Raw genomic sequence first — 23,545 nt, forward strand, 5'->3', positions numbered from 1 at the left:
AAAGTACTATCATAAAGTAAGTAAAAGAAAAATGGAGGGATTTACATGACAAAAAAAATTGGTATTTTTGTAGGGAGTTTAAGAAAAGATTCATTTAACAAATTGGTAGCAAAAACAATGGCGGACTTATTTCCAGCTGATTTCGAACCTGTTTTCATTAACATAGGTGATTTAGAATTATACAATCAAGATTTGGATGATGAAGGAACCCCTACCGAAGCTTGGACAACATTCCGTGAAGAAGTTAAACAAGTAGATGGCGTGATGTTTGTAACACCAGAATATAACCGTTCAGTACCAGCTGTTTTAAAAAATGCATTGGATGTCGGTTCACGTCCGTATGGCGAAAGCGTTTGGGATAAAAAACCCGGACTTGTGGTGAGTGTTTCACCAGGTGCAATTAGCGGATTTGGTGCAAACCATCATTTAAGACAATCATTAGTCTTCTTAAATGTTCCAACTTTACAACAACCTGAAGCCTATATTGGCGGTATTACGAACTTAATTGGTGAAGATGGTAAAATTATTGATGGCACTGTTGGTTTCTTACAATCAATTGTAGATGCTTACGTGGATTTCTTTAATCGCTTAACTGCCTAATTGAATCAATCGAGAAAAAGTGAGGCAACTTTTTACAGGTTGTCTCACTTTTTTTATTTTTTTACTTGACCCTCTCGTTACGTAAAGGTTTATGATAGATTTTGTCAGGAGGAATGAATGATGGAATATACAATTAAAAAAATGGCTTCACTATCTGGCGTCAGTGCACGGACGTTACGATATTATGATGAAATTGGTCTTCTTCAACCAGCCAGAATTAATTCTTCTGGTTATCGAATTTACGGGCAAGCCGAGGTGAATCGTTTGCAACAAATTCTTTTTTACCGTGAATTGGATCTGAAACTAGATGAAATTAAAGAAATTTTGGAGCAACCTGACTTTAATGTTGAACAGGCTTTATATGAGCATCAACAAAAACTATTGGAAAAGCGCAATGAAATTGATCGTCTTTTAGCCTCTGTTCAACAAACCTTACACCATTACAAAGGAGAGATAAACATGTCAGATCAGCAAAAATTCGAAGCATTCAAACAACAAAAAGTTCAAGAAAACGAAGAAAAATATGGTAAAGAGATTCGGGAAAAATATGGCAACGAAACGATTGAACAAGCCAACAAAAAATATTTAAACTTGACGGAAAAAGACATGCAAGCAATGCAGAACGTGGAAAAAGATTTATTTTCTAAGTTAGCCATGTATCAAAAATCACCCAAATTGACTAGCCAACTTGCGCAAGAAATTTTCCAATTACACAAAGATTGGTTAATGTACTCTTGGTCAAGCTATTCGCCAGAAGCACATAAAGGGTTAGGGCTTATGTATGTTGGTGATGAACGATTTACGTCATATTATGAACAACACGGCGCTGGTTTTGCCGAAGCGTTAAACGCAATTATCCAAAACTACGCTTAAACAGAAAGTGCGCCATCAGTCTCTTCGACTGATAGCGCACTTTCTGTTTCTTCCAATAATTAACTAAAGCCTGTTTATCTTTTTTTCTTTTTCTTCTTTTTGTTTTTCTTCATCATACGATTCATGGCCATTTTACCTAGCTTGCCTTTAACGCCGCCACCTAGCATTTGATCCATACCAGGAATGTTCATATCCCCTTTGGACATTTGTTGCATCATTTTTTTGGATTCTTTAAATTGTTTAATCATACGATTGACTTCAACCACACTATTTCCTGAACCAGCTGCAATTCTGCGGCGGCGACTAGGATTTAATAGATCAGGATTTTCACGTTCTGCAGGGGTCATTGATAGGACCATCGCCCGTTTCCGTGCCACATCTTTTGGATCGACTTTGACATTTTCAATACCAGGCATGTTACTCATTCCAGGGATCATTTTTAATAAGTCTTCAATCGGTCCCATGCCCATAACTTGATCCAATTGCTCAATAAAATCGTTAAAGTCAAAACTGTTTTCTTTCATTTTTTGAGCAAGTTCTTCTGCTTTTTTCTCATCGTAATCTTGTTGCGCTTTTTCAATTAGCGTCAACATGTCCCCCATACCTAGGATACGACTCGACATACGATCGGGATGGAAAATTTCTAAATCGGTTAATTTTTCACCAGAACCGACAAATTTAATCGGAGCGCCCGTTACTGCCCGAATTGACAGCGCAGCCCCCCCACGAGTATCGCCGTCCATTTTGGTAATAACAACCCCAGTAATTCCAAGCTGTTCATTAAAACTATCTGCAACGTTGACAGCATCTTGCCCCGTCATCGCATCAACAACTAACAGAATTTCATTGGGATTAGCCAACTCTTTAATTTGTTTCAATTCGTCCATTAAAGCTTCATCAATGTGCAAGCGGCCGGCCGTATCAATTAAGACATAATCATTTTTCTTTTCTTTTGCTAATGCTAACCCTTGACGAACAATTTCCACTGGATTAGCATCTGTTCCCATATCAAAAACGGGAACTTCTAATTGTTGACCTAAAACCTTCAACTGATCAATCGCTGCTGGACGATAAACGTCACCAGCGATTAAAAGCGGACGAGCGTTTTCAGTTTTCATTAAGTGTTTGGCTAATTTACCAGTAAAAGTTGTTTTACCAGCCCCTTGTAACCCTGTCATCATAATCACTGTCGGGATTTTTGGAGATTTATTCAGTTCAACCGTTTCTGAACCTAACGTTTTCGTTAATTCTTCATCAACAATTTTTACAATTTGTTGGGCTGGTGATAAGCTTTCTAATACTTCGACTCCTACTGCCCGTTCTCTGACACGTTTTGTGAAATCTTTGACCACTTGTAAATTAACGTCGGCTTCTAATAAAGCCAAACGGATTTCTCGCATCATTTCTTTTACGTCGGCTTCGGAAACTTTTCCCTTACGACGGATTTTACTCATTGCCTGTTGTAGGCGGTTTGTTAAACTCTCAAAAGCCATAGTTTCATTCCTCTATTTCTTGAATTTGTTCAATATATTTTTTGATTTCACTATCTTTGGGATAAGTTTCTTGAACATACTGCTGTAGTTGTTCAAGATATTCTTTCCGTACAACATAGTTTGAATAAAGATGTAACTTTTTTTCGTATTCTTCTAAAATTTTTTCGGTTCGTTTAATGTTATCATAAACCGCTTGGCGACTAACCTCATATTCTTCCGCAATTTCTCCTAAAGAAAAGTCATCAGCATAGTAAAGCTCCATATAATTCATCTGCTTTTCCGTTAATAATGTCGAATAAAATTCAAATAACGCATTCATGCGGTTTGTTTTTTCCATTTCCATGAGCCGTGCTCCCATCTTCAATCCCTTATAGGTTACCGATTTCATAGGGAATAGTCAATCTTTTTTTACTAAGTTTTTACCTTTTAAAAAGAAATGTCCGCAAGTTGCCATGTTTCTTCAGAATAAACGGTCATTCCTTGTTGAATAAAATAAGCAGTTGCGACTCCAACTCCAGCTTTTTTAATGCCAGAAAATTGTCCATCATAAATCAGCTGGCTGCCACAGCTGGGACTTTTTTCTTTCAAAATCAAGGTTGTAATTTGTAGGGCTTTTAATTTTTGATACGCGCGTTGTGCCCCTGCTTTAAATGCCTCAGTCACATCTTCCCCGTTATCCGTATATACATAAGCAGTATTCGCCCAAACATCAAAGCCATCCCCGCCAATGATTTCTGCTGGCGGACGTGGAATAGGCAACTCCCCTAAAACTTCGGGACAAATCATTATTGCTTTTCCATTAGTTACAAGTTGTTTTAACGCTTCTTGTTCTTGAGATTTTCCATCGTAACGGCAACAAATCCCACCTAAGCAACTACTAATACCAATCATTCGCTTCTCCTCATTTCATTTCTCTATTATACCATGAGTTGACTTTTCTCAAAAGTAGCATTCTCGCTTACTTTAAAGTACGTTCTTCCTCTAAAAATATGTTAAACTAACAATAGTGAAATATACACTTATTTTCAGAAATTTCTTGAAGGAGTTATGTAAATGAAAAAAGTTCTTGTCGTCGATGATGAACCATCGATTTTAACTTTGTTAACCTTTAATTTGGAAAAAGAAGGCTATCAGGTGACTACTTCCGAAGATGGTAAAAACGGCTTCGAATTAGCTTTGTCTAATCAATATGATTTTATAATTTTAGATGTAATGCTTCCTGGTATGGATGGCTTAGAAATTACCAAAGCACTTCGTCGAGAAAAAATTGACACGCCTATTTTGATTTTAACTGCCAAAGATGAACAAGTAGATAAAATCATCGGCTTAGAAATTGGGGCAGATGATTATTTAACAAAACCTTTTAGTCCCAGAGAAGTCCTAGCACGCATGAAAGCTATTTTTCGTCGTTTAAAACCTACCACGACCGAACCGCTTCAAGAGGACACACCTAAAGCTCCGCTTGTGATTGGCGAGATTCGTGTGGATGAACAAAATTATGAAGTCTTTGTGCGCAATCAGCCCATTGAACTAACACCGAAAGAATTTGAATTACTCGTTTACTTTATGAAACGCAAAGATCGGGTCATTAATCGGGAAACCTTGTTGGAACGAATTTGGCAATATGACTTCGCTGGACAAAGTCGCATCGTCGATGTCCACATTAGTCATTTACGTGATAAAATCGAGCCTGATCCCAAACGGCCCGTTTACTTAGTAACTGTCCGTGGCTTTGGCTACCGTTTTCAGGAGCCAAAACGATGAAAAAGAGACTGCGGATTGAATATTTTTTAGTTGCGGCAGTCATGCTTTTATTATTTGTCGGAAGTATTGCAGCGACCAATTTTTTCTTTCAAAAAGAAATGGTTGCTCAGCAAGAAACCTATTTAAGAAGAAAAAATACCCTTTTAACAGACCAGTTGCCCCCTTCCGTTTTCGAAAAAGGGCAACTGACAAACCAACAACAACTCCTTGTCACCCATGCGTTAGATGATGCAGAAGAACGGGTAACTTTGTTGCAAAAAAATGGTACCGTCTTTTTTGACAGCAGCCAAAATGAACCGCTAGAGTCGCACAAAAAACGGCCTGAAATCGCTGCGGTTCTATCAGGAGCTACCTATGGTTCAGCTTTACGAAAGAGTAAAACGTTAAATAAAGAACTTCTGTACGTTGCCACGCCCGTTTTAAAATCAGGAGAAATCGTTGGCATTATTCGGATTTCGGAACAAACCGCGCTATTTTCTAAAAATATCCAATCTTTTCGTCGCTATATTATCTTTACATTCGGCATCTTGTTCCTACTAATTACCTTGTTTATCTTTTTACTGTTACGGCAAAAAAATCAACCGCTAGTGACTGTCTTACCGATTCTGAAACGAATGCTTAAACATCCAGATGAAAATCGATCCATTATCCAGCAATCTTCTGAATGGAATGAACTTTACGAAACTATTAACTTACTGAGTCAACAAGTAAGTCAAACGTATAAAGCGTATACATCTGCGGATGAGCAATTTCACGAACTTTTAGATGAGTTGATGATTGGTGTCTTTATCATTGATACGCAAGGACGGCTTCGTCTGTTGAACCCTAAAATGCAGGAAATGTTAGGACTCTCTGCTAAAAATATGCAAAGCAATTATCTTGAAGTGATTCAAGACGCCGATTTGATTCATTTAATCCATCAAGTCGTCGCTGAAAAAAACAGTTTACATCAAGAAATCACTGTGACACAAGGACCAACACCTTTACGATTAGATCTTTCTCTTCGTTACTTGGATGATCAAAGCGCCAATGATTATCAAGTGTTAGGAATTGCCTATGATTTAACGCGCGTTCGCCAACTAGAAAAAATGCAAAAAGATTTTGTATCAAACGTGTCTCATGAATTAAAAACGCCTGTCACTTCTCTTTTGGGCTTTACCGAGACACTCATAGACGGCGCCAAAGAAGATCCGGAAGTCCTTAATCAATTTTTGCACATCATGCAAAAAGATGCCCAGCGTCTGCAACAATTAATTCAAGAAATTTTAGAACTTTCTCGGGGCAGCGCGACAATTCCTTATGCAGAACAAGAAATTACTTTAGAAAAATTTATTACAGAAATTCTCGGTTCTTATCAGCAACAATTGGCAGCAAAACAGCTGAAAACAGTCGTTCATGGTCTGCCAGAGAGCCAGTTTTTCACCAAATACGAATTGTTTTATCCAATCGTGAAGAATCTAATTGAAAATGCCATTCAGTATTCCCAAGAAAATGGTCAGATTACTATTTCTTATGCTATAGAAAATCAGCAATTACGTTTATCTGTTCAAGATACTGGCATTGGCATTAGTCAAAAAGACCAAGAACGGATCTTTGAACGGTTCTATCGTGTCGATAAAGCACGTAGCCGTCATTCTGGTGGCACCGGTCTAGGTCTAGCTATTGTCCAAAATTACACAGAATTATTAGGCGGTAAAATCGCCATTGATAGTCACTTAGGCTTAGGGACCACTTTTACAATCACCTTGCCTTTAACAAAAAAAGAAGCCTAAAAAAACTCAGCCAATCCTGTTTATTGGCTGAGTTTTTTTGTTTATTTTTCAGTTACTTTTCCATTTACATCACGTTCTACTTGCATGTCTGTGATGGCTAAATAACCTAAGTCTTTGACAATTGTCTTTTGAACATCATCGGTGACCATATAGTCTAAGAAGGCTTTTACTTCTTTATTAGGCTCCCCTTTTGTATACATATGTTCATAAGACCAGATTTTCCATGAATTGTCTTTCACGTGTTCTTCTTTTGGTTCAACACCATCAATGCTTAAGGCAACGGTGGAATCATCCATATAAGAAAAAGCTAAATAGCTGATTGCTCCTGGTGTTTGTTCAACAATTTTACGAACTGTTCCCGAAGAATCTTGTTCTTGTGATTGAACTGGTTTAGCTCCATCTAAGCCCCATTTTTCAAATGTTGCTCGGGTGCCACTTCCGTTTGCGCGATTTATTACGACGATTTCTTGATCTTTGCCGCCCACTTCTTTCCAGTTTTTGACTTTGCCAGTAAAGACATCAATCAATTGTTGCTTCGTTAAATTCTTCACGCCGACTTCTTTGTTGACCACTGGTCCCATACCAACCACGGCCACCCGATGATCAACTAATTTAGAGGCATCCACGCCATCTTTCTCTTCGGCAAACACATCGGAATTTCCAATGGTCACTGCGCCATCTGCAACTTGCGAAAGTCCTGTTCCGCTGCCGCCACCTTGGACAGAAACTGTATAATTGGGATGTTCTTGTGTAAATTGATCTTTCGCAGCATCTACTAACGGTTGTAAAGCGGTGGAACCAACAGCGACAATTTTAACTGGTTTGTTACTATCCGCTTCGCTGGATTTTTCAGTTGTGCCTCCTTGAGCTCCGCACCCAGTTAATAATAACCCTAGACTCAGCATAGTTGCTGCAATTACACGTTTTTTCATCTTTGCACTTCCTTTTCAATTAGTTACAAGTTTAGTCTACCAAGACTCTGTTAATTCTGTTTCAATTAAATGTAAATAAAAGGTAAAGGTGTGTAAAGAATCTATAAAGGCTAGTGCGTTACGCGTTGTGTCGCCATGTAATGTGCAATTCGTTCCATGGCCGTTGTTAATTTATCCATATCGGACGCATAACTAATTCGGACGTATCCTTCTGCTTCTGGACCAAAAGAAATACCTGGAATCAACGCTACTGCTTCTTTTTGCGCTAAATCAATACAAAATTTCATAGAATCTTGTTCATAACCAGTAGGAATCTTAGCAAAAATATAAAAGGCGCCATTTGGACGCGCAACTTCAAACCCCAATTGAGTCATCTGTTCATAAACAAAATCGCGCCGTTTCCGATACTCTTCTTTCATAATTTCAGCATCATGCATTCCTTCGATTAGGGCACGAACAGCCGCTTTTTGAGACACAGTTGCAGCCGCAGTAACTAAATACTGATGAACTTTAATGATCTCCGCTGTTAAAATCGCTGGTGCAAAAATAAAGCCAATCCGCCAGCCTGTCATGGCATGTGATTTCGACAAACCGTTAATTAAAATCGTTTGGTCACGTAACATTTCAGCAATCGAAACATGACTCTCATCATAAGTTAACTCACTATAAATTTCATCGCTAATCACAAAAATGTCGTATTTTTTTAGAACATCAGCAATTGCTTGCAACTCTTGGCGGTTATAGGTGACACCAGTTGGGTTGCTAGGATAATTTAAAATAATTGCTTTGACTTGTTCCCCATGCTCGGCCATTGCCGCTTCAATCATTTCAGGGGTCAAGACAAAATCGTTGCCTCGTGTATCCAAATATACCGGTTCCGCCCCCGCCAATGTAATAATTGGTTCATACCCTGGGTAAATAGGTGCTGGCAATAGCACTTTGTCACCTTGTTCTAAAATTGCTAATAACGAAGCTGAAATCGCTTCTGTTGCTCCAACTGTTACTAAAATTTCTGTCCCAGGCTGGTAAGTCAAATGGTACTTTTCTTTCATAAAATAAGCGGCTGCTTCACGGACATCTAATAAACCAGACATCCCTGTATAATGAGAAAAATTCGCATCAATTGCTTCTTTGGCTGCTTTTTTGACATGCTCAGGTGTGTTAAAATCCGGCTCTCCTAGCGTTAATTTTAAAATACCTTCAATTCCTGAGACTTGTTCGTCAAATTGACGAATTAAAGAAACAGCAATTTTATTTACTTGACGATTAAAACGATTGGTTAAATCCATTTAGCTTCACTCCTTCAGTTGACGTTATAGTAGCACAAATTGACCGTAAAATGAATGATTTTCTCATTGTTTCGCTAGATTTTTATTATAAATATCTCAAAAAAACGACAGAGAAGAAAATAGGAGAACTTTGTCCTTTTCAACAAAGTTCTCCTATTTATTTATTTTTCGAAACGCCATGTCCGAATTTCAAACGGACGTAATGGTGCATCAACTTCTATCGCTGGTGTCAACGGTTCTTCTAATACATTTGTTAAACAAGTCGCTGGTTGTGTCTCTTTGTGAAGTTCACAAGGAATATTTTGCGCTGTTAGATTAAAGCCACGAACGACTAAATGATTTGTTTGCTCTTGACGTTTAACGGCTGTCCAACCAATTGGTCCTTCTGCCGTTGTCAAATAGACATGGTTCGGTGCTAGTTTACCTTCATGACGCGTAGTAGTAGCTGCAGTAAAAGGAATTTGTGCACTATAGGCTTGTTGATACGTAGCAAAGCGTTCTTCTGGTTTTCCATGCAATGACAAACCATATTTAAAGGTATATTCTCCTTGGCATTGTGCTTCTGGTGTCGCAAAATAGCCCCAATCACCTAGTTCGCCAACACAACGAATTAATGTGACCGCAATGGTTCCATCTGCCAATACTTCATACTCATTTAAGCCTTCATTGAAGATAGTCACGCCTTTATTTTGGTCATGAACATTCACAAACGCTTGTTGGTGCTGCGGGTTTGTTGGATTTTCCCATGCGTCGCTTACTTGATTTGGTCGTGTCACGACTTCATAAATACTATCCGCTTCGTGTGTTTCTGTGACCATGCCAGTTGGGAAAAGCACGCGTAAACGATGATCTTTGATTTGATTATTAATGGTTGTTTCAAAGAATAATTGGTTACTTTCTTTGATCATTGTAACCACTGTCGTTATTTCGAACGGGCGAAGCGTCGTTGAACGTTGTGCTTGGCGTTCTCTAAACTCACGAACAGCCTTTTGTTCTTCTTCTAATCGTTCATCTGCTGAAACTGGTAACATGACGGTTTGTTTAATTTGATAACTTGCTTTTACAGGGGAATTTTCTTTATTCGTAATTTCAGCCGTTACATTTTCGGTTGTAATTCCTTGGTCTTCGGTCGGTTTGAAAAAGATATATTCATTCCCAATGTCGCCAGTATCTTCAAATGTTAACAATTTTGAAAATGTTTCTCCTGTTTTTTTGTCAGCAATGGTTAAGCTACCATTGTTTTCAATTTTCACTTGAATAAATTCGTTTTCCATTTCATTTGTTGCTGGTTGAGCCAAAAGACTTCCTTCAAAAGCTTTCGTTTTTCCTTGAATCAATGCAAAGCTATCCCAAGAGAATGGCGCCATTTCTTTGACAGATAATTCGACCGTTAAGTATTTAGCCATGTACGGTTGACGGAAAGCATCTTTAGGTAAATCGTAACCAAAACGAACATCTTCTTTGACAATACGGCTTGCAACGGCTTTTCCAGTTGGATCAATCACTTGATAATCTGGGGTGGCTTTTTGTTTTAATTCATGATAAAGATCTTCAGGTTTTCCTGTATAAAATGGCAATCGTTCAATCTCCACTTCCACAGTGACAACCTCCGTTTTCTGATAGCCACTAGTATTAAATAAAACAAACGGGTGCGCTTTTTCTGGGAAAACACTTGTATCAATTGCTTCTGTTAATTGTCGTGTTGCTTCATCTGCTAAGAAATGCCCGACATCATTGGCATTTTCAAAGCGAGTCATCATGCCTCGGTGAACCTCGTCGACAGAACAGCCACAAATACTATCGTGCGGATGGTTTTGAAGCAATGTTTTCCAAGCATAATCAAATTGGTCATGTGGGTAGTCGCCAGTTACTTCGTAAGCCATCGCTGCTAAAGGTTCTGCGATATTTTCTAATTGGCGTTGGACTTTTGTGTTCCACTGTTTTAAATAGACGCGAGCAGAAGAAGTATTGGCTAATGTGTACCAGCCGTCCGTTTCTTGACTCGTTAATTCGCCTGTTACTGTTCCTAAATCTTCTGGTAACTCCTCTTGAACAGCTTTCAAATAGTCATCGAAATTGGAATGAATAAATTCATATTCTGGGAATAGTTCATTGGCTAAAGCGATGGCCTTAGTAATATCTCTTTGTACCGGTTGGTGGTCGACCCCATTCATCATTAATAAATGGTTTGTGGAAGCGTAACGTTCCACATCAGCCAATTTTTGTTTCCAAAAAGCGATTGCCGCTTCTTTTTCTGAAGGAATTTCGTTCCCGTTACTATACCAGTTTGCAAAAAGCAAGCCGAAAATTTTGGTTTGGTCCGGACCTTCCCACCACATTTCAGAATATTGTGAGCTATAGTCGCTTTCTAAGACTTGATTATCAAAGCCAATCGGTTTCACCCCGCGTCCAAAGGCAGCCGCAGGCAGATTTGCTAATTGCATCATTTGAGGCGTTTGACCCATGTTACCAAATGTATCCGGGAAGTAACCTAATTGAACTGGTGCTCCCCATTTTTGACTTTCTAAATGCCCAATCAGCATGTTTCGAACATTGGATTCAGAGCTAATTAAAAAGTCATCTTGTAAAATATAAAATGGTCCGATTTTTAGTTTGCCTGCTTGGACAGCTTTTTTCACGGCTTCTTTTTTCTCTGGGCGAACTTGTAAATAGTCGTCTAAGATAATCGTTTGTCCATCTAAATGGAAACTGTTAAACTCTGGATCATTTTCAATTAAATCTAATACATTATCCACTAATTCAATTAAGCGCATATGATGTTCTTCATAAGGAAGATACCATTCACGATCCCAATGACTATGGGAAACAATATAGACTTTTTTCTTTGTCATCACTTTTCCTCCTATTTTTCCACTCGGATGTCAAAATAATCCATAACTAATTCACAAAACATCATATTAGCCCATGAAAACCATTCTCTTGTATAATTTTCAGGATTATCTACGTCAAAACCTTCATGCATCAAATGAGTCCCCGCATCTGTGGCAACTAATAAATCTAAAATCCGTTCTTTTTCTGCTTTATCTTTGGTTGTCATTCCTTCCATTGCTAAAGCAATCGGCCACACGTAATTTTCTGGTGTATGCGAGCTACCAATCCCTTTCGCGTATTTACCTTCATAGAAGTAAGGATTTTCTTTACTTAATAAGGTTTGACGGGTTGTTAAATATTGTTCATCCTCTGTTGAACAATAACCCAGATAAGGGGCTGCTACTAAATTGGGAACATTACTGTCATCCATCACGCTTGCATTGCCTAAGCCATCCACTTCATACGCGTAAATCGTTTCGTTATTTTGATTTTTTGTTCGTCCAAATGTTTGGATGCCTTCTTCAATCTCTTCTTGTAATTTTTTAGCAATCGCCACAATCGTAGCATCTTCTAAAACATCAGAGAAAATTTCTTGAATATAGCCTAAAATTACGACTGCAAACATATTAGAAGGAACTAAGTAACCATATTGGCAGGCATCATCACTAGGACGGAAGCCTGACCATGTCATCCCTGTTTTGCCAACTGGTGTTCCTTTCCCTGCTTCAACCAACGTATCTTCTTGACGCCACGTATCTCGTTCAAATAAATAAGGTGACTGTGCGTGATCTTGTTCTGTTGTGAAAACGTTGAGAATTTTTTTGACGCCTTCCACAAAATCTGAATTAAATTGTTCGGTCATCCCAGTATTTTTATAAAGTAAATAGGCTAATTGGACCGGGTAACATAATGAATCAATTTCATATTTCCGTTCCCAAATCCAGCCATTCATTTCTGTCTTATCAGTTTGATGGCCTGCATGATTATCTGTTTCATTAAACGCATTGGCATAAGGATCAATGCAAATATAACGAAACTGGCGCTTAACCAACCCAGCAATCATTTGAGCAAGATCTTCGTCTTCTTTCGCAATCACTAAATAGGGACGAACTTGCGCTGTTGAGTCTCTTAACCACATTGCTGGAATATCGCCTGTTAATAAAAAGGTAGTACCATCTTCTTGACGTTTCACTGTTGTTAGTAAAGTATTGGCAAAGGCCGCCTGAAAGTTTTTTGCCCAATCTTGATGTGCTTCACCGCATTTTTCTGTAATTTTCTCCATAAATGTTGCTACGGATTTTGGAACTTCTGTATAAACCATTCTCGTCACCTCTTAAATTTGATATATCATTTCACAATTGAATTATAGCGTTTACATTTCACTTTGTCTAGTGATTTCAATCATTTTTTTCATTTTAAAACCAATTAATTTATGGTAAACTATAAATAAGATATATCTTATTGTGAGGTGAAATGAATGAAGCAACCATTATATCAACAAATTATTGATTATTTACAAAATGAAATTGATTCAGGGCGATTGCCTGTTGGAGCGCAAGTGCCTACCGAAAAAGAATTATCGGCTCAGTTTAACGTCAGTAGAATTACGTCCAAACGAGCGCTAACTGAGTTGGAAACGCAAGGCGTAATCCAACGTCACCAAGGAAAAGGAAGTTTTGTTCAAGCACCAAAGCACCCTCTCCATACCTCTTTAAATAAAGTTCTTTTTTTATTGCCTTTTGCAGACGATTTATCAGTAGGAAATTTCTATAGCGGTTTGGCCCCTACTATTCAAGCAGCTGGTTTAGAAGTCTTTATGACCTCGCCTAATTTTTTGAGAGAGAAAAATGCTGCGGACATTGTGAATGAGTTTGCCGGGCTTGTCTATTATGCTGCTACTAGTAATGACTATCTCGACTTACTGTTCGAGTTGGCTTTGATGAATTTTCCAGTCGTTGTCTTGGATAAAAAGATCCATGATTTGCCTTTTGCAACCATTCAATCAGACAACTTTGCTGGTGGTAAAACAGCAACCGAACGCTTAATTGGCTTAGGACATACGAAAATTGGATATATCCTTTCAGGAAGTCCGGCCCTACAATCCGTTCGGCAACGTTATTTAGGTTATCTCCAAGCTTTAAAAGAAGCCAATCTGGCGTTCCATACAGCAATCACGGAAACCAATCTCTTAGATGAACACAACTTTAAACAGTATTTTGAGGCACACCAACTCACAGCCGTGGTCTGCGATAATGACTTCAGCGCATTACATTGTTTACGAAACTGTAAAAACCTAGGTATTCATGTGCCAGAAGAATTATCGATTATTGGTTTTGACGATATTCAAGCAGCAGCATTTGTCGAACCGCCATTAACAACCATGGCGCAAGACTTTAAAGAAATGGGAAAACTAGCTGGTGAAGTGTTATTACAAACGATGCAACAAGACCTTCAAATCATAGAAGACATTCAAGTGCCTGTCACATTAATTGAAAGAGAAACCATTGCTACTGTTTCAAAATGAGCAAAAAAAGAAGAGCGTGGGACAAAAATCACTTTGGATTTTTGCTCCACGCTCAAAAACTAATAAACGGCGGGAACAGAAGCAACTCCTTCGGAAATAAGCCGAAATTCTCCAAAAATTATAGAACAATTTTCGGAAATTCCTTCTTATTTCTCGGAGTTAAACACTTCTGTCCCGACCTCTTCTTTTTATTCCTTAGTGCTAAACGTTTTGGTATCTACCTCTTTTTTAAACAACGCTTTTAATTCTTTGATAAAGTAGCGACCAATTGGACTGATTTCCCGATTTTTGGGAAAGAGTAAACAAATACGATTTTCCAAAGCTGGCGCCAATGGCACTAACCGAATTTCTTTCTTCGTAAAACCCGTTACGACACCTGAACCAGAAGCATAAGCATTGGTTTCTACCAACAAATTCATCAAGGTTCCACGATCCGTAGTATGAATGACCGATTCCTGTTCAGGAATTTCAACTAAATCTTCAGAAAAATAGGAAAAATTGCTTCCTTCTTGATTAAAGCGAACTTGTGGATAGGGAACTAATTCCTCTAAATGAATTTCTTTTTGCTTGGCTAAAGGATGATGATTACCTAAAAAAATGTGTGTATTAAAGGTACTAATTACCTCGTAGGCTAGATTAGCTTGTTCTAAATACCGTTCAATACTGACACTATTTTGTTCATTTAAATAAATAATCCCCAACTCACTGTGAAATCCTTTGACGTCTTCAATTACTTTTAAGGTTGTGGTTTCAAAGACACGAAAATCTTTATATTGATCCCCATACTTTTTAAGAACTTTGGCAATTACCTCACCTAAAAAATCGTAATGTTGCGAAGAGATGGAGAATCGTTCGCTGGTCACTGTCTCGCGATAGCGATTTTCCAATAACTCCATTTGAACTAAGACTTTCTCTGCTTGTTCTAAAAAAACCATTCCTTCTTCTGTTAAAAAAGCGCCCTTATTGGTACGTAAAAAGAGGGAAATACCTAGTTCTTCTTCTAATTCTCGAATACTATTTGACAAGCTAGGTTGTGTAATAAATAGTTTTTTGGCTGCTTCCCGAAAACTCCCATTGTTAGCTATGGCAGCAACATACTTCATTTGTTGAATATTCAACACTTTTTCCTCCACACACTAATCATTTGAAAAATAAATCTTACGCCCATTCAACGGCTGAAGGGGCCGATTGTTAAAGGCCAACATACCTTCCTTGATCTTATTTAAAAAGGCTTGATCCATTTTTTGAATGGTATCAAATACAAACCATTTCACTGGACCCTTAGTTGGCGGTGTTGTTAACGAGCCTACATAATGGTAGTGTAGACGTTCCTCTGGTAAAAAGATTGACGGATTAAACCATTGTTGGTGCGTGCCGTTTTCCCAGTCCATCGGATGATTCGCTTCTGAAAAACGATTTTCTTCCTCAGTAATGGTAAACAGGCAACCGACAACTAAATTTTCGCCAGCATCGTTCATATGAACCAAATGGAATTCTAGCGGATACTGCTTTCCCGATAGCAAATGTTCGCTAGGCATATGAAAATGGATATCGGTTAAATGATACGCAACATTTTCAAACATTACGTAACTTTCCGTATTTGGTGGTACAAAATGAAACGTATTTTTGAATTCCTTTTCAGTGAATTCTTCTTTTTTATAATGAAACGTAATCTGAGAATTTATTGTCTCAGCACTTTCTTTTTCTAAAGCAATTGGCGATTGATAAGCAAACTTAGCACCTTCTGCAAACCAGTCACATAGCGTATGCCAATGTTCCGGTCCATCGTTGCCTGTATAGCTCCATTCAACGTCCATATTTTTTATTTTTTTCATACACTCTTCCTTCATTTCCACATAGTAATCAGGTAAAACTCATGTTAAAACTCTATCCTAACATCTTTTCTACGTCAAACAAAAGAACTTAGATCATTACGCTCCTCGGCAAATGACCTAAGTTCTCCTACCGTTAAATCTGGTTACTGAAAATGACACTAAAAATCAGACGACAAGAACCATCTTTAGTTCAACGGTTATTTGCCCCAGTTTTCAGGATCTTTTTTCCATTCTTGTAATAAGGTAACATCTTTTTCTTCGATATAATTTGCTTCTAATGCAGCATCAATTAAAGTTGAATAATTGGTTAACGTTAGTAACGTCATCTGTTTATCTGCAAAATTTGCCGTTCCTTTGGGTAACTCATAAGTGAAGATTGCCGCAACGCCTAAAACCGTTGCTCCTTCACGTTCCGCCGCTTCTGCCGCTTCTAACACGCTACCGCCTGTTGAAATTAAATCCTCGATAACTACCATTTTTTGTCCTTCAGAAATTCGGCCTTCAATTTGATTCCCTTTGCCGTGATCTTTGGCTTTACTGCGGATATAAACCATTGGTAATCCTAAAATATCGGCTACCCATGCTGCATGTGGAATCCCTGCGGTAGCCGTCCCAGCAATCACTTCGACTTCTGGGAAAGTCTCTTTAATTTTTGCCGCTAAGCCTTCTGCAATTTCTTTACGCACAGCAGGATAACTCATCGTGATACGGTTATCACAATAAATCGGGCTTTTTATGCCACTAGCCCAGGTAAACGGCTCATTAGGGTTTAAAAATACCGCTTCAATCTCTAATAAATCTTTGGCAATCTTTTTTGCTACTTTTGTCATGTTATTTTCCGCTCCAGTCTTTTTTGATTTCTTGATAGGCTTCATAAGGATTTTCTGCTTGGGTAATAGGTCGGCCAACAACGATATATGTGGACCCGATTTCGCGAGCATGTTGCGGCGTAACGACCCGTTGTTGGTCACCTACCGCACTTCCCGCTGGGCGAATACCAGGTGTTAAGCAAATAAACGTCTGCTTGGTTGCTTCTTGAATACCACGTGCTTCTAATGCTGAACAAACCACGCCATCCAGACCCGCTTTTTCCGCACATTTAGCATAATGAATGACACTTGTCTCTAAAGGAACGTTGATTAATTGATCATGGTGCATCTCTTCTTCACTAGTAGAAGTCAACTGGGTTACAGCAATTAACTCAGGAACCTTAGCGCCTGGCTGAGTCCCTTTGATTAGACCTTCCTTAGCTGCTTGCATCATTCGAACGCCCCCTGCTGCATGGACATTGGTAATGGCAACGCCTAATTTTGCTAAATTTGTCATCGCTTTTTCCACAGTATTCGGAATATCATGTAATTTTAAATCCAAGAAAACATCGTGCCCTTGTTCTTTAAGCCAGCGAACAATCGCTGGTCCTTCTGCGTAAAAAAGTTCCATCCCCACTTTAACAAACAAGGCTTCTTCCTTAGGAAATTTTTCTAAAAAAACAGCCACTTCTTTTTGCGTGGGAAAATCTAACGCAATAATTGGTCTATCGTTCATTTTGCTGCCCCTCTCTCACTTCTTTAATTAATTGTTCCAACGATTCAATGCCTAACTCTTCCATTCGCTTAGGTAATCCGTCAATCAACTTCGGACAAATGTATGGATCTGTAAAGTTGGCCGTACCAACCCCGACAGCGCTAGCACCTGCCATGAACATTTCCAAGACATCGTCCACTGTTTGAACACCGCCCATTCCAATAATTGGCAACTGAGAAACACTGGCGACTTGTCGGATTAAGCGAATAGCAACAGGTTTAATGGCTGGGCCAGATAGTCCACCAGTTTGATTGGCTAAAATAGGTTTTCTCGTTTTTAAATCAATGCGCATCCCTAGCAATGTATTAATCATAGAAAAACCGTCTGCGCCCCCTGCTTCAATTGCTTGGGCGATCGGCACAATGTCCGTTACGTTTGGTGATAGTTTAACATAAATCGGAACAGAGGCGACTTTTTTGACTGCTTGTGTTAATTGAAAAGCAATGTCTGGATCTGTACCAAAAGCTATGCCGCCATGTTTCACATTAGGACAGGAAATATTCAGTTCAATTGCCTTGACGTTAGGCGCTTGCCCAATTTTTGCGCAAACAGCCACATAGTCCTCTTCGCAAGCACCTGCAACATTTGCGATAATCGGTAAGTTAGGGTATTTTTCTAATTTTGGTAATTTTTCTTGCATAACCACGTCTAAGCCTGGATTCTGCAATCCAATGGCATTTAGCATACCACTAGGTGTTTCAGCTACACGTGGTGTGGGATTTCCATATCGTGCTTGGGGCGTTGTTGCCTTAATCATAATTGAACCTAATTGATCAAGGTCATAATAGTTAGCATATTCTTCCCCGAACCCAAAGCAACCACTGGCGGGAATAATTGGATTTTTTAATGTTAAACCTGGAATTGAAACGGCTAAAGGATTTTTCATCATAAGATAACCTCACTTGCTTTAAAAATCGGACCTTCATCACAGACCTTGACACTTTTTGCTCCAGTAGTGTCTCCTTTTTTATGGCAAACGCAGGCATAGCAAGCCCCAATTCCACAGGCCATCCGTTCTTCTAAAGAAAGGTAAACGTGTGGATGTGTTGGAAATAAAGAATCAATTGCTTTTAACATATCATTCGCACCACAAGCATACACTGCATCAGGGATTCGTCCTTTTGCTAACGCTTCTGACAATAAACGGCCCACGTTGCCATGAGCGCCAAACGAGCCGTCATCTGTGGCAAAATGTGTTTCTCCTAATGCCATAAATTCTTGTTGGTAATAAGCAACCTCTTTTGATGCATAACCAAGAAAATGAATCACTTTCACGCCTTTTTCATTGAGTTGTTTTGATAATTCATACAATGGGGGAATCCCGATTCCTCCACCAACGATAAAAGCAGTTTGACCAGCTGCTACGGTAGTTATATCAAAGCCGTTTCCTAAAGGACCTAAAATATCTAATTGTTCACCAGCCTTCATGGCAGCAAACACTTCCGTTCCAGCGCCTTCGACTCGATAAATCAAACGACAGGTTTCATTCGAATGATCAATTTGGTTGATGCTAATCGGTCGCCGCAAAAGTAAATCTGCACGCGGAACCTTGATATGCACAAACTGTCCAGGTCGTGTCATCTCTTTCACTAACTCGCCTTGTAAGTCTAACTGATAAATCCGTGGCGCTAACTGTTTTTGAGCTACAATGGTCATCATTTCTTGCTTTCTCTGCATCAGTATCCTTCACTCCTTTATTCTCTGATTCCCCTATAAATGATTTTCTATTTCTTCGTAAAAGAATCTGGAACAGTCCTCCTCAGACGATTGTTCCAGATTTTTGCTTAAATGGCTTCTGTCGTAAAGGCTCTTGATTCTAAAACTTTTAAAATCGCATTCGCTGTGTCAAGTGAGGTAAACAACGGAATCCCATGTTCGACTGCTTCCCGACGGATTGAAAACCCATCTTGGTTGGCACTGGAACGATTTTTATCCATGGTATTGATTACCACTTGCGCATTCCCATTGCGAATGACATCCAGCACGGTTTCCCCTTCAGGATTAGAAATTTTCGTCACTTTCTTAACAGGCAACTGATGCTTCGCTAAAAAGTCAGCGGTTCCTTCCGTTGCGACTAAACTATAGCCAATTGCTGAAAAACGCTTAGCAATTTCTAACGCCTCTTCTTTTGTTTCATCAGCAATGGTGAAAAGTACAGCCCCATAACTTGGCAAATGCAAGCCAGATGCTTCAAAGGCTTTATACAAGGCTTTTTCTAAATAATAATCACTACCCATCACTTCCCCAGTTGATTTCATTTCAGGCCCTAAGTATGTATCTACTTTTTGTAGTTTCGTAAAGGAGAATACAGGGGCTTTCACATGAACTTGTTTGCTTTCAGGGTATAACCCATCTTGATATCCTAGGTCAGTCAGTTTCTCACCAAGAATCGCTTTTGTAGCAACTTGGGCCATCGGAATCCCTGTGATTTTACTTAAGAAAGGAACTGTTCGACTCGCACGAGGATTCACTTCAATCACATAAACACGATTTTCATGAATAACAAATTGAATATTCATCATGCCTACACAGTTTAAACCAAGTGCCAGTTTTTTTGTATAGTCGGCAATCGTTGCTTGAATTTCTTGAGAAAGATACTGCGGTGGATAAACCGCCATTGAATCACCAGAATGCACGCCAGCTCGTTCAATATGTTCCATAATCCCTGGAATTAGTACTGTTTCACCATCACAAATGGCATCAACTTCACATTCTTGTCCCAATAAATAGCTATCAACCAAGACAGGATGTTCTGGAGAAGCTTTGACTGCATGTCGCATATAATCTTCCAAATCCTTTTGATTTTCGACAATTTCCATTGCACGACCACCTAAAACATAACTTGGACGCACTAAAACGGGATAGCCGATACGATCAGCAATCACGACTGCTTCTTCTGCACTTGTGGCCGTATCTCCTGGTGGTTGAGGAATCGCTAACTCTTGCAAAGCTTGTTCAAATAAATCACGATTTTCCGCACGATCTAAATCTTCAATCGTTGTTCCAAGAATTTTAACGCCTTGTTTTGTGAGCGGCTCAGCTAAATTAATCGCTGTTTGTCCACCAAATTGGACGATCACGCCAATCGGATTTTCTAAATCAATCACATTCATGACGTCTTCTAAAGTTAATGGCTCAAAGTATAATTTATCAGAAACAGAGAAATCTGTTGAAACTGTTTCAGGATTACTATTCATAATAATTGCTTCATAACCAGCCGCTTGGATTGCTTTGACAGAATGAACCGTTGCATAATCAAACTCGACCCCTTGACCAATGCGAATGGGACCAGAACCTAATACTAGTACAGAAGGCTTTTTCGAAACATTGCTTTCGTTTTCCACTTCATACGTGCTATAAAAATAAGGCGTGTGTGATTCAAACTCTGCAGCACACGTATCCACCATTTTATAGACGGGCACAATTTGATTGGCTCTGCGGAAGTCAGCGATGGCTTGTTCTGTTTGTCCCCAAAGTGCTGCGATTTTCCGATCAGAAAAACCATTTTGTTTGGCTTCTTTCAAAACAGCTACGTTGTCCACGTGACTTTCAAGGGCTGTTTCAATTTCGATAATGTGTAAAAGTTTATCCAAGAAGAATAAATCAATTTTCGTTAAACTTTGTAATTCTTCGATGCTATATCCTCTGCGAATGGCTTCTGATAAGTAGAACAATCGATCATCTTGCGCATGGACCATTTTCTTCGTTAATTCTAAATCACTGACATGACTTAGTTCTTCTAACTCGTTGTGATAAGCACCAATTTCTAAAGAACGAACTGCTTTTAATAAGGATTCTTCAATATTGCGGCCAATTGCCATGACTTCCCCGGTTGCTTTCATTTGCGTTCCTAGTTCTCGAGCACCTTTTTCAAATTTGTCAAAAGGCCAACGAGGAATTTTGGAAACAACATAGTCCAAAGCCGGTTCAAATTCGGCATAAGTGGTTCCAGTAACTGGATTTTTCATTTCATCTAATGTTAAACCAACAGCAATTTTTGCGGCTAACTTCGCAATGGGATACCCTGTGGCTTTACTAGCAAGTGCAGATGAGCGAGAAACACGAGGATTCACTTCAATCACATAATAATTAAAGCTATGCGGGTCCAAAGCTAATTGAACATTACAGCCACCTTCAATTTTTAATGCACGAATAATTTTCAAGGACGCATCTCGTAACATTTGGTATTCATAATCTGATAAGGTTTGACTCGGAGCAAAAACAATCGAATCCCCAGTGTGAATGCCGACAGGATCAAAGTTTTCCATGTTACAAACCACAATCGCATTATCAACCGAATCACGCATCACTTCATATTCAATTTCTTTAAAACCAGCAATACTTTTTTCAATTAAACATTGTGTAACTGGTGATAATTTCAGACCGTTTTCGGCAATCTGACGGAGTTCTTCTTCTGTATCACACATGCCGCCGCCTGTTCCACCTAAAGTAAATGCGGGACGAACGATAATTGGATAGCCAATTCGTTTGGCAAAAGCCACGGCTTGTTCCACCGTATTGACAATTTCACTTTCTGGAATCGGTTGTTCTAATTCTTCCATCAATTGTTTAAATAAATCACGGTCTTCCGCTTGGTCAATCGCACTGAGCTTTGTTCCTAGCAATTCTACATTTAGCTCATCTAAAATTCCTGATTCCGATAATTCCATCGCCATATTTAATCCAGTTTGACCACCTAATGTTGGTAGAAGAGCATCAGGACGTTCTTTTCGCAAAATTCTTGAAACAAATTCTAAAGTAATCGGTTCGATATAAACATGATCCGCGATTTCCTTATCGGTCATGATAGTCGCTGGATTTGAGTTTACTAAGACAACTTCATACCCTTCTTCTTTTAGCGCTAAACAGGCTTGTGTGCCTGCATAGTCAAATTCTGCTGCTTGTCCAATAATGATTGGTCCTGAACCAATCACCATGATTTTCTTGATGTCCGTTCGTTTTGGCATTAGTTTTGCTCCTTCCATGCATCCATTAATTCCATAAATTCGTCAAATAAATGAAGACCATCGTGCGGTCCTGGAGCCGCATCTGGGTGATATTGCACAGTAAAAGCTGGATAATCTCGATGACGCACGCCTTCAACCGTTCCATCATTGACTTCCACGTGGGTCACAAGTAATTTTTCTGGATCAATTGTTGCTTCATCTACGGCATATCCGTGATTTTGTGAAGTGAAATCAATGCGTCCTGTTGCGATTTCTCGTACAGGATGATTCAAACCGCGATGTCCAAACTTCATCTTATACGTATCCGCACCATTTGCTAATGAAAATAACTGATGACCTAAGCAGATGCCGAAAATTGGAACTTTTCCTTGGATTGCTTGAATCATTTCAATAGCTTCAGGCACATCTTTGGGATCTCCAGGCCCATTTGTCAACATGACACCATCGGGACTTAATTCTAAAATCTCTTCGGCCGTTGTATTATAAGGCAACACGGTTAAGTTGCATTGCCGTTTTGATAATTCTCGCAAAATACTATGTTTCAACCCGAAATCAACGACGACCACATTACGCCCAATACCTGGACTCGGATAAGGCTTAGTGGTGGAGACTTGTGCCACTTGATTTTTCGGCATGACTGTCGCTTTTAATTGATCAAACGCATGCGGCAAATCATCCACGGCATCAATGATGCTCCCTTTCATTGTTCCAGCTGATCGTAACTTACGAGTCAGCGCACGGGTATCAATTCCTGAAATTCCCGGAATCCCTTTGCGCTTTAAAAATTCATCCAAGGTCATTTGTTGACGCCAATTTGAAGCAACCCGCGCATGCTCTTTAACAATGACACCTTTACAGGTTGGCGCAATGGATTCATAATCATCTCGGTTGACCCCGTAATTTCCAACTAATGGATACGTAAAAGTAATCATTTGTCCATTAAAACTTTGGTCAGTAATTGCTTCTTGGTAACCTGTCATGCCAGTAGTAAAAACAACTTCTCCTACTACATTGCCTTCTGCACCAAACGCTTTTCCTTCAAATACTGTTCCGTCTTCTAAAATCAATAACCTTTTCAAA

20 protein-coding genes are annotated in these 23,545 nt (G+C 39.1%); 5 read left to right on the forward strand and 15 right to left on the reverse strand.

Annotated features, from left to right (window positions below; genetic code table 11):
• Nucleotides 1-45 precede the first annotated feature (45 nt).
• Both IGK27_RS07065 and IGK27_RS07070 read left to right on the forward strand, forming a co-directional pair.
• A complete protein-coding gene (locus IGK27_RS07065) occupies nt 46-600 on the forward strand; it encodes an NADPH-dependent FMN reductase (protein WP_002357432.1) in 555 nt (184 codons plus the stop codon).
• Between the two features lie 117 nt (nt 601-717).
• Entirely contained in the window at nt 718-1,473 is a 756-nt protein-coding gene (locus IGK27_RS07070) for a MerR family transcriptional regulator (protein ID WP_002357431.1), read from the forward strand.
• 74 nt (nt 1,474-1,547) lie between these two features.
• Here the strand turns inward: IGK27_RS07070 and ffh are convergent, their stop codons facing one another.
• From ffh to IGK27_RS07085, 3 genes are all read right to left on the reverse strand, one after another.
• Entirely contained in the window at nt 1,548-2,966 is a 1,419-nt protein-coding gene (gene ffh / locus IGK27_RS07075; protein WP_002360194.1) for a signal recognition particle protein, read from the reverse strand.
• Between the two features lie 4 nt (nt 2,967-2,970).
• Nucleotides 2,971-3,309, reverse strand: a complete 339-nt coding sequence (locus IGK27_RS07080) for a putative DNA-binding protein (protein ID WP_002357429.1) — start codon at nt 3,307-3,309, stop codon at nt 2,971-2,973.
• An 83-nt stretch (nt 3,310-3,392) separates the two neighbouring features.
• Nucleotides 3,393-3,857 (reverse strand): DUF523 domain-containing protein, encoded by a 465-nt coding sequence (locus IGK27_RS07085; RefSeq protein ID WP_033599970.1) that lies wholly within the window; start codon nt 3,855-3,857, stop codon nt 3,393-3,395.
• A 162-nt stretch (nt 3,858-4,019) separates the two neighbouring features.
• Between IGK27_RS07085 and IGK27_RS07090 the strand changes: the two genes are divergently transcribed.
• Entirely contained in the window at nt 4,020-4,730 is a 711-nt protein-coding gene (locus IGK27_RS07090) for a response regulator transcription factor (RefSeq protein WP_002360193.1), read from the forward strand.
• Nucleotides 4,727-6,502 carry a two-component system histidine kinase PnpS gene (pnpS, locus tag IGK27_RS07095; RefSeq protein WP_002390658.1) on the forward strand — a complete coding sequence of 592 codons (1,776 nt, stop codon included), beginning with the start codon at nt 4,727-4,729 and terminating at the stop codon, nt 6,500-6,502. The genes IGK27_RS07090 and pnpS overlap by 4 nt, the downstream gene beginning before the upstream one ends.
• Before the next feature lie 41 nt (nt 6,503-6,543).
• On the opposite strand, the gene IGK27_RS07100 is transcribed toward pnpS, so the two are convergent.
• The 4 genes from IGK27_RS07100 to IGK27_RS07115 all read right to left on the reverse strand — a co-directional run bounded on the left by IGK27_RS07100 (nt 6,544) and on the right by IGK27_RS07115 (nt 12,876).
• Complete coding sequence (locus tag IGK27_RS07100; RefSeq protein ID WP_002357425.1) at nt 6,544-7,434, reverse strand: phosphate ABC transporter substrate-binding protein PstS family protein; 891 nt, start codon at nt 7,432-7,434, stop codon at nt 6,544-6,546.
• A gap of 110 nt (nt 7,435-7,544) precedes the next feature.
• Nucleotides 7,545-8,723: a pyridoxal phosphate-dependent aminotransferase gene (locus IGK27_RS07105; protein WP_002364035.1), complete on the reverse strand. Its 1,179-nt coding sequence runs from the start codon at nt 8,721-8,723 to the stop codon at nt 7,545-7,547.
• 161 nt (nt 8,724-8,884) lie between these two features.
• On the reverse strand, nt 8,885-11,575 hold the full coding sequence (locus tag IGK27_RS07110) for an alpha-mannosidase (RefSeq protein WP_002384461.1): 2,691 nt from the start codon (nt 11,573-11,575) through the stop codon (nt 8,885-8,887).
• An 11-nt stretch (nt 11,576-11,586) separates the two neighbouring features.
• On the reverse strand, nt 11,587-12,876 hold the full coding sequence (locus IGK27_RS07115; protein ID WP_002377286.1) for a glycoside hydrolase family 125 protein: 1,290 nt from the start codon (nt 12,874-12,876) through the stop codon (nt 11,587-11,589).
• A 156-nt stretch (nt 12,877-13,032) separates the two neighbouring features.
• On the opposite strand from IGK27_RS07115, the gene IGK27_RS07120 reads away from it, so the two are divergent.
• Nucleotides 13,033-14,079 (forward strand): GntR family transcriptional regulator, encoded by a 1,047-nt coding sequence (locus IGK27_RS07120; RefSeq protein WP_010820860.1) that lies wholly within the window; start codon nt 13,033-13,035, stop codon nt 14,077-14,079.
• 188 nt (nt 14,080-14,267) lie between these two features.
• Here the strand turns inward: IGK27_RS07120 and IGK27_RS07125 are convergent, their stop codons facing one another.
• From IGK27_RS07125 to IGK27_RS07160, 8 genes are all read right to left on the reverse strand, one after another.
• Nucleotides 14,268-15,197: a LysR family transcriptional regulator gene (locus tag IGK27_RS07125; RefSeq protein WP_002361904.1), complete on the reverse strand. Its 930-nt coding sequence runs from the start codon at nt 15,195-15,197 to the stop codon at nt 14,268-14,270.
• Nucleotides 15,198-15,215: 18 nt separating this feature from the next.
• The gene (locus IGK27_RS07130) at nt 15,216-15,929 is read right to left on the reverse strand and encodes a carbonic anhydrase (RefSeq protein ID WP_002394492.1); all 714 of its coding nucleotides are present in this window, start codon (nt 15,927-15,929) and stop codon (nt 15,216-15,218) included.
• A 182-nt stretch (nt 15,930-16,111) separates the two neighbouring features.
• Entirely contained in the window at nt 16,112-16,744 is a 633-nt protein-coding gene (gene pyrE / locus IGK27_RS07135) for an orotate phosphoribosyltransferase (protein WP_002360179.1), read from the reverse strand.
• 1 nt (nt 16,745) lies between these two features.
• Nucleotides 16,746-17,459: an orotidine-5'-phosphate decarboxylase gene (gene pyrF / locus IGK27_RS07140; protein WP_033626326.1), complete on the reverse strand. Its 714-nt coding sequence runs from the start codon at nt 17,457-17,459 to the stop codon at nt 16,746-16,748.
• On the reverse strand, nt 17,449-18,387 hold the full coding sequence (locus tag IGK27_RS07145; protein ID WP_033626327.1) for a dihydroorotate dehydrogenase: 939 nt from the start codon (nt 18,385-18,387) through the stop codon (nt 17,449-17,451). The genes pyrF and IGK27_RS07145 overlap by 11 nt, the downstream gene beginning before the upstream one ends.
• Nucleotides 18,384-19,175: a dihydroorotate dehydrogenase electron transfer subunit gene (locus tag IGK27_RS07150; RefSeq protein WP_033626328.1), complete on the reverse strand. Its 792-nt coding sequence runs from the start codon at nt 19,173-19,175 to the stop codon at nt 18,384-18,386. The genes IGK27_RS07145 and IGK27_RS07150 overlap by 4 nt, the downstream gene beginning before the upstream one ends.
• 107 nt (nt 19,176-19,282) lie before the next feature.
• Nucleotides 19,283-22,465, reverse strand: a complete 3,183-nt coding sequence (carB, locus tag IGK27_RS07155) for a carbamoyl-phosphate synthase large subunit (RefSeq protein ID WP_002371062.1) — start codon at nt 22,463-22,465, stop codon at nt 19,283-19,285.
• Nucleotides 22,465-23,544, reverse strand: a complete 1,080-nt coding sequence (locus tag IGK27_RS07160; protein ID WP_002360175.1) for a carbamoyl phosphate synthase small subunit — start codon at nt 23,542-23,544, stop codon at nt 22,465-22,467. Before IGK27_RS07160 ends, carB begins: the two co-directional genes overlap by 1 nt.
• Nucleotide 23,545: the final 1 nt, after the last annotated feature.

The organism is Enterococcus sp. DIV0236, assembly GCF_050558525.1.
GTDB lineage: Bacteria > Bacillota > Bacilli > Lactobacillales > Enterococcaceae > Enterococcus > Enterococcus faecalis.

Excerpts from the sequence above, each read along its gene's own strand:
- IGK27_RS07065 (WP_002357432.1), top strand. The coding sequence starts at position 46 with ATGACAAAAAAAATTGGTATTTTTGTAGGGAGTTTAAGAAAAGATTCA.
- IGK27_RS07070 (WP_002357431.1), top strand. The coding sequence starts at position 718 with ATGATGGAATATACAATTAAAAAAATGGCTTCACTATCTGGCGTCAGT.
- ffh (WP_002360194.1), bottom strand. The coding sequence starts at position 2,966 with ATGGCTTTTGAGAGTTTAACAAACCGCCTACAACAGGCAATGAGTAAA.
- IGK27_RS07080 (WP_002357429.1), bottom strand. The coding sequence starts at position 3,309 with ATGGAAATGGAAAAAACAAACCGCATGAATGCGTTATTTGAATTTTAT.
- IGK27_RS07085 (WP_033599970.1), bottom strand. The coding sequence starts at position 3,857 with ATGATTGGTATTAGTAGTTGCTTAGGTGGGATTTGTTGCCGTTACGAT.
- IGK27_RS07090 (WP_002360193.1), top strand. The coding sequence starts at position 4,020 with ATGAAAAAAGTTCTTGTCGTCGATGATGAACCATCGATTTTAACTTTG.
- pnpS (WP_002390658.1), top strand. The coding sequence starts at position 4,727 with ATGAAAAAGAGACTGCGGATTGAATATTTTTTAGTTGCGGCAGTCATG.
- IGK27_RS07100 (WP_002357425.1), bottom strand. The coding sequence starts at position 7,434 with ATGAAAAAACGTGTAATTGCAGCAACTATGCTGAGTCTAGGGTTATTA.
- IGK27_RS07105 (WP_002364035.1), bottom strand. The coding sequence starts at position 8,723 with ATGGATTTAACCAATCGTTTTAATCGTCAAGTAAATAAAATTGCTGTT.
- IGK27_RS07110 (WP_002384461.1), bottom strand. The coding sequence starts at position 11,575 with ATGACAAAGAAAAAAGTCTATATTGTTTCCCATAGTCATTGGGATCGT.
- IGK27_RS07115 (WP_002377286.1), bottom strand. The coding sequence starts at position 12,876 with ATGGTTTATACAGAAGTTCCAAAATCCGTAGCAACATTTATGGAGAAA.
- IGK27_RS07120 (WP_010820860.1), top strand. The coding sequence starts at position 13,033 with ATGAAGCAACCATTATATCAACAAATTATTGATTATTTACAAAATGAA.
- IGK27_RS07130 (WP_002394492.1), bottom strand. The coding sequence starts at position 15,929 with ATGAAGGAAGAGTGTATGAAAAAAATAAAAAATATGGACGTTGAATGG.
- pyrE (WP_002360179.1), bottom strand. The coding sequence starts at position 16,744 with ATGACAAAAGTAGCAAAAAAGATTGCCAAAGATTTATTAGAGATTGAA.
- pyrF (WP_033626326.1), bottom strand. The coding sequence starts at position 17,459 with ATGAACGATAGACCAATTATTGCGTTAGATTTTCCCACGCAAAAAGAA.
- IGK27_RS07145 (WP_033626327.1), bottom strand. The coding sequence starts at position 18,387 with ATGATGAAAAATCCTTTAGCCGTTTCAATTCCAGGTTTAACATTAAAA.
- IGK27_RS07150 (WP_033626328.1), bottom strand. The coding sequence starts at position 19,175 with ATGCAGAGAAAGCAAGAAATGATGACCATTGTAGCTCAAAAACAGTTA.
- carB (WP_002371062.1), bottom strand. The coding sequence starts at position 22,465 with ATGCCAAAACGAACGGACATCAAGAAAATCATGGTGATTGGTTCAGGA.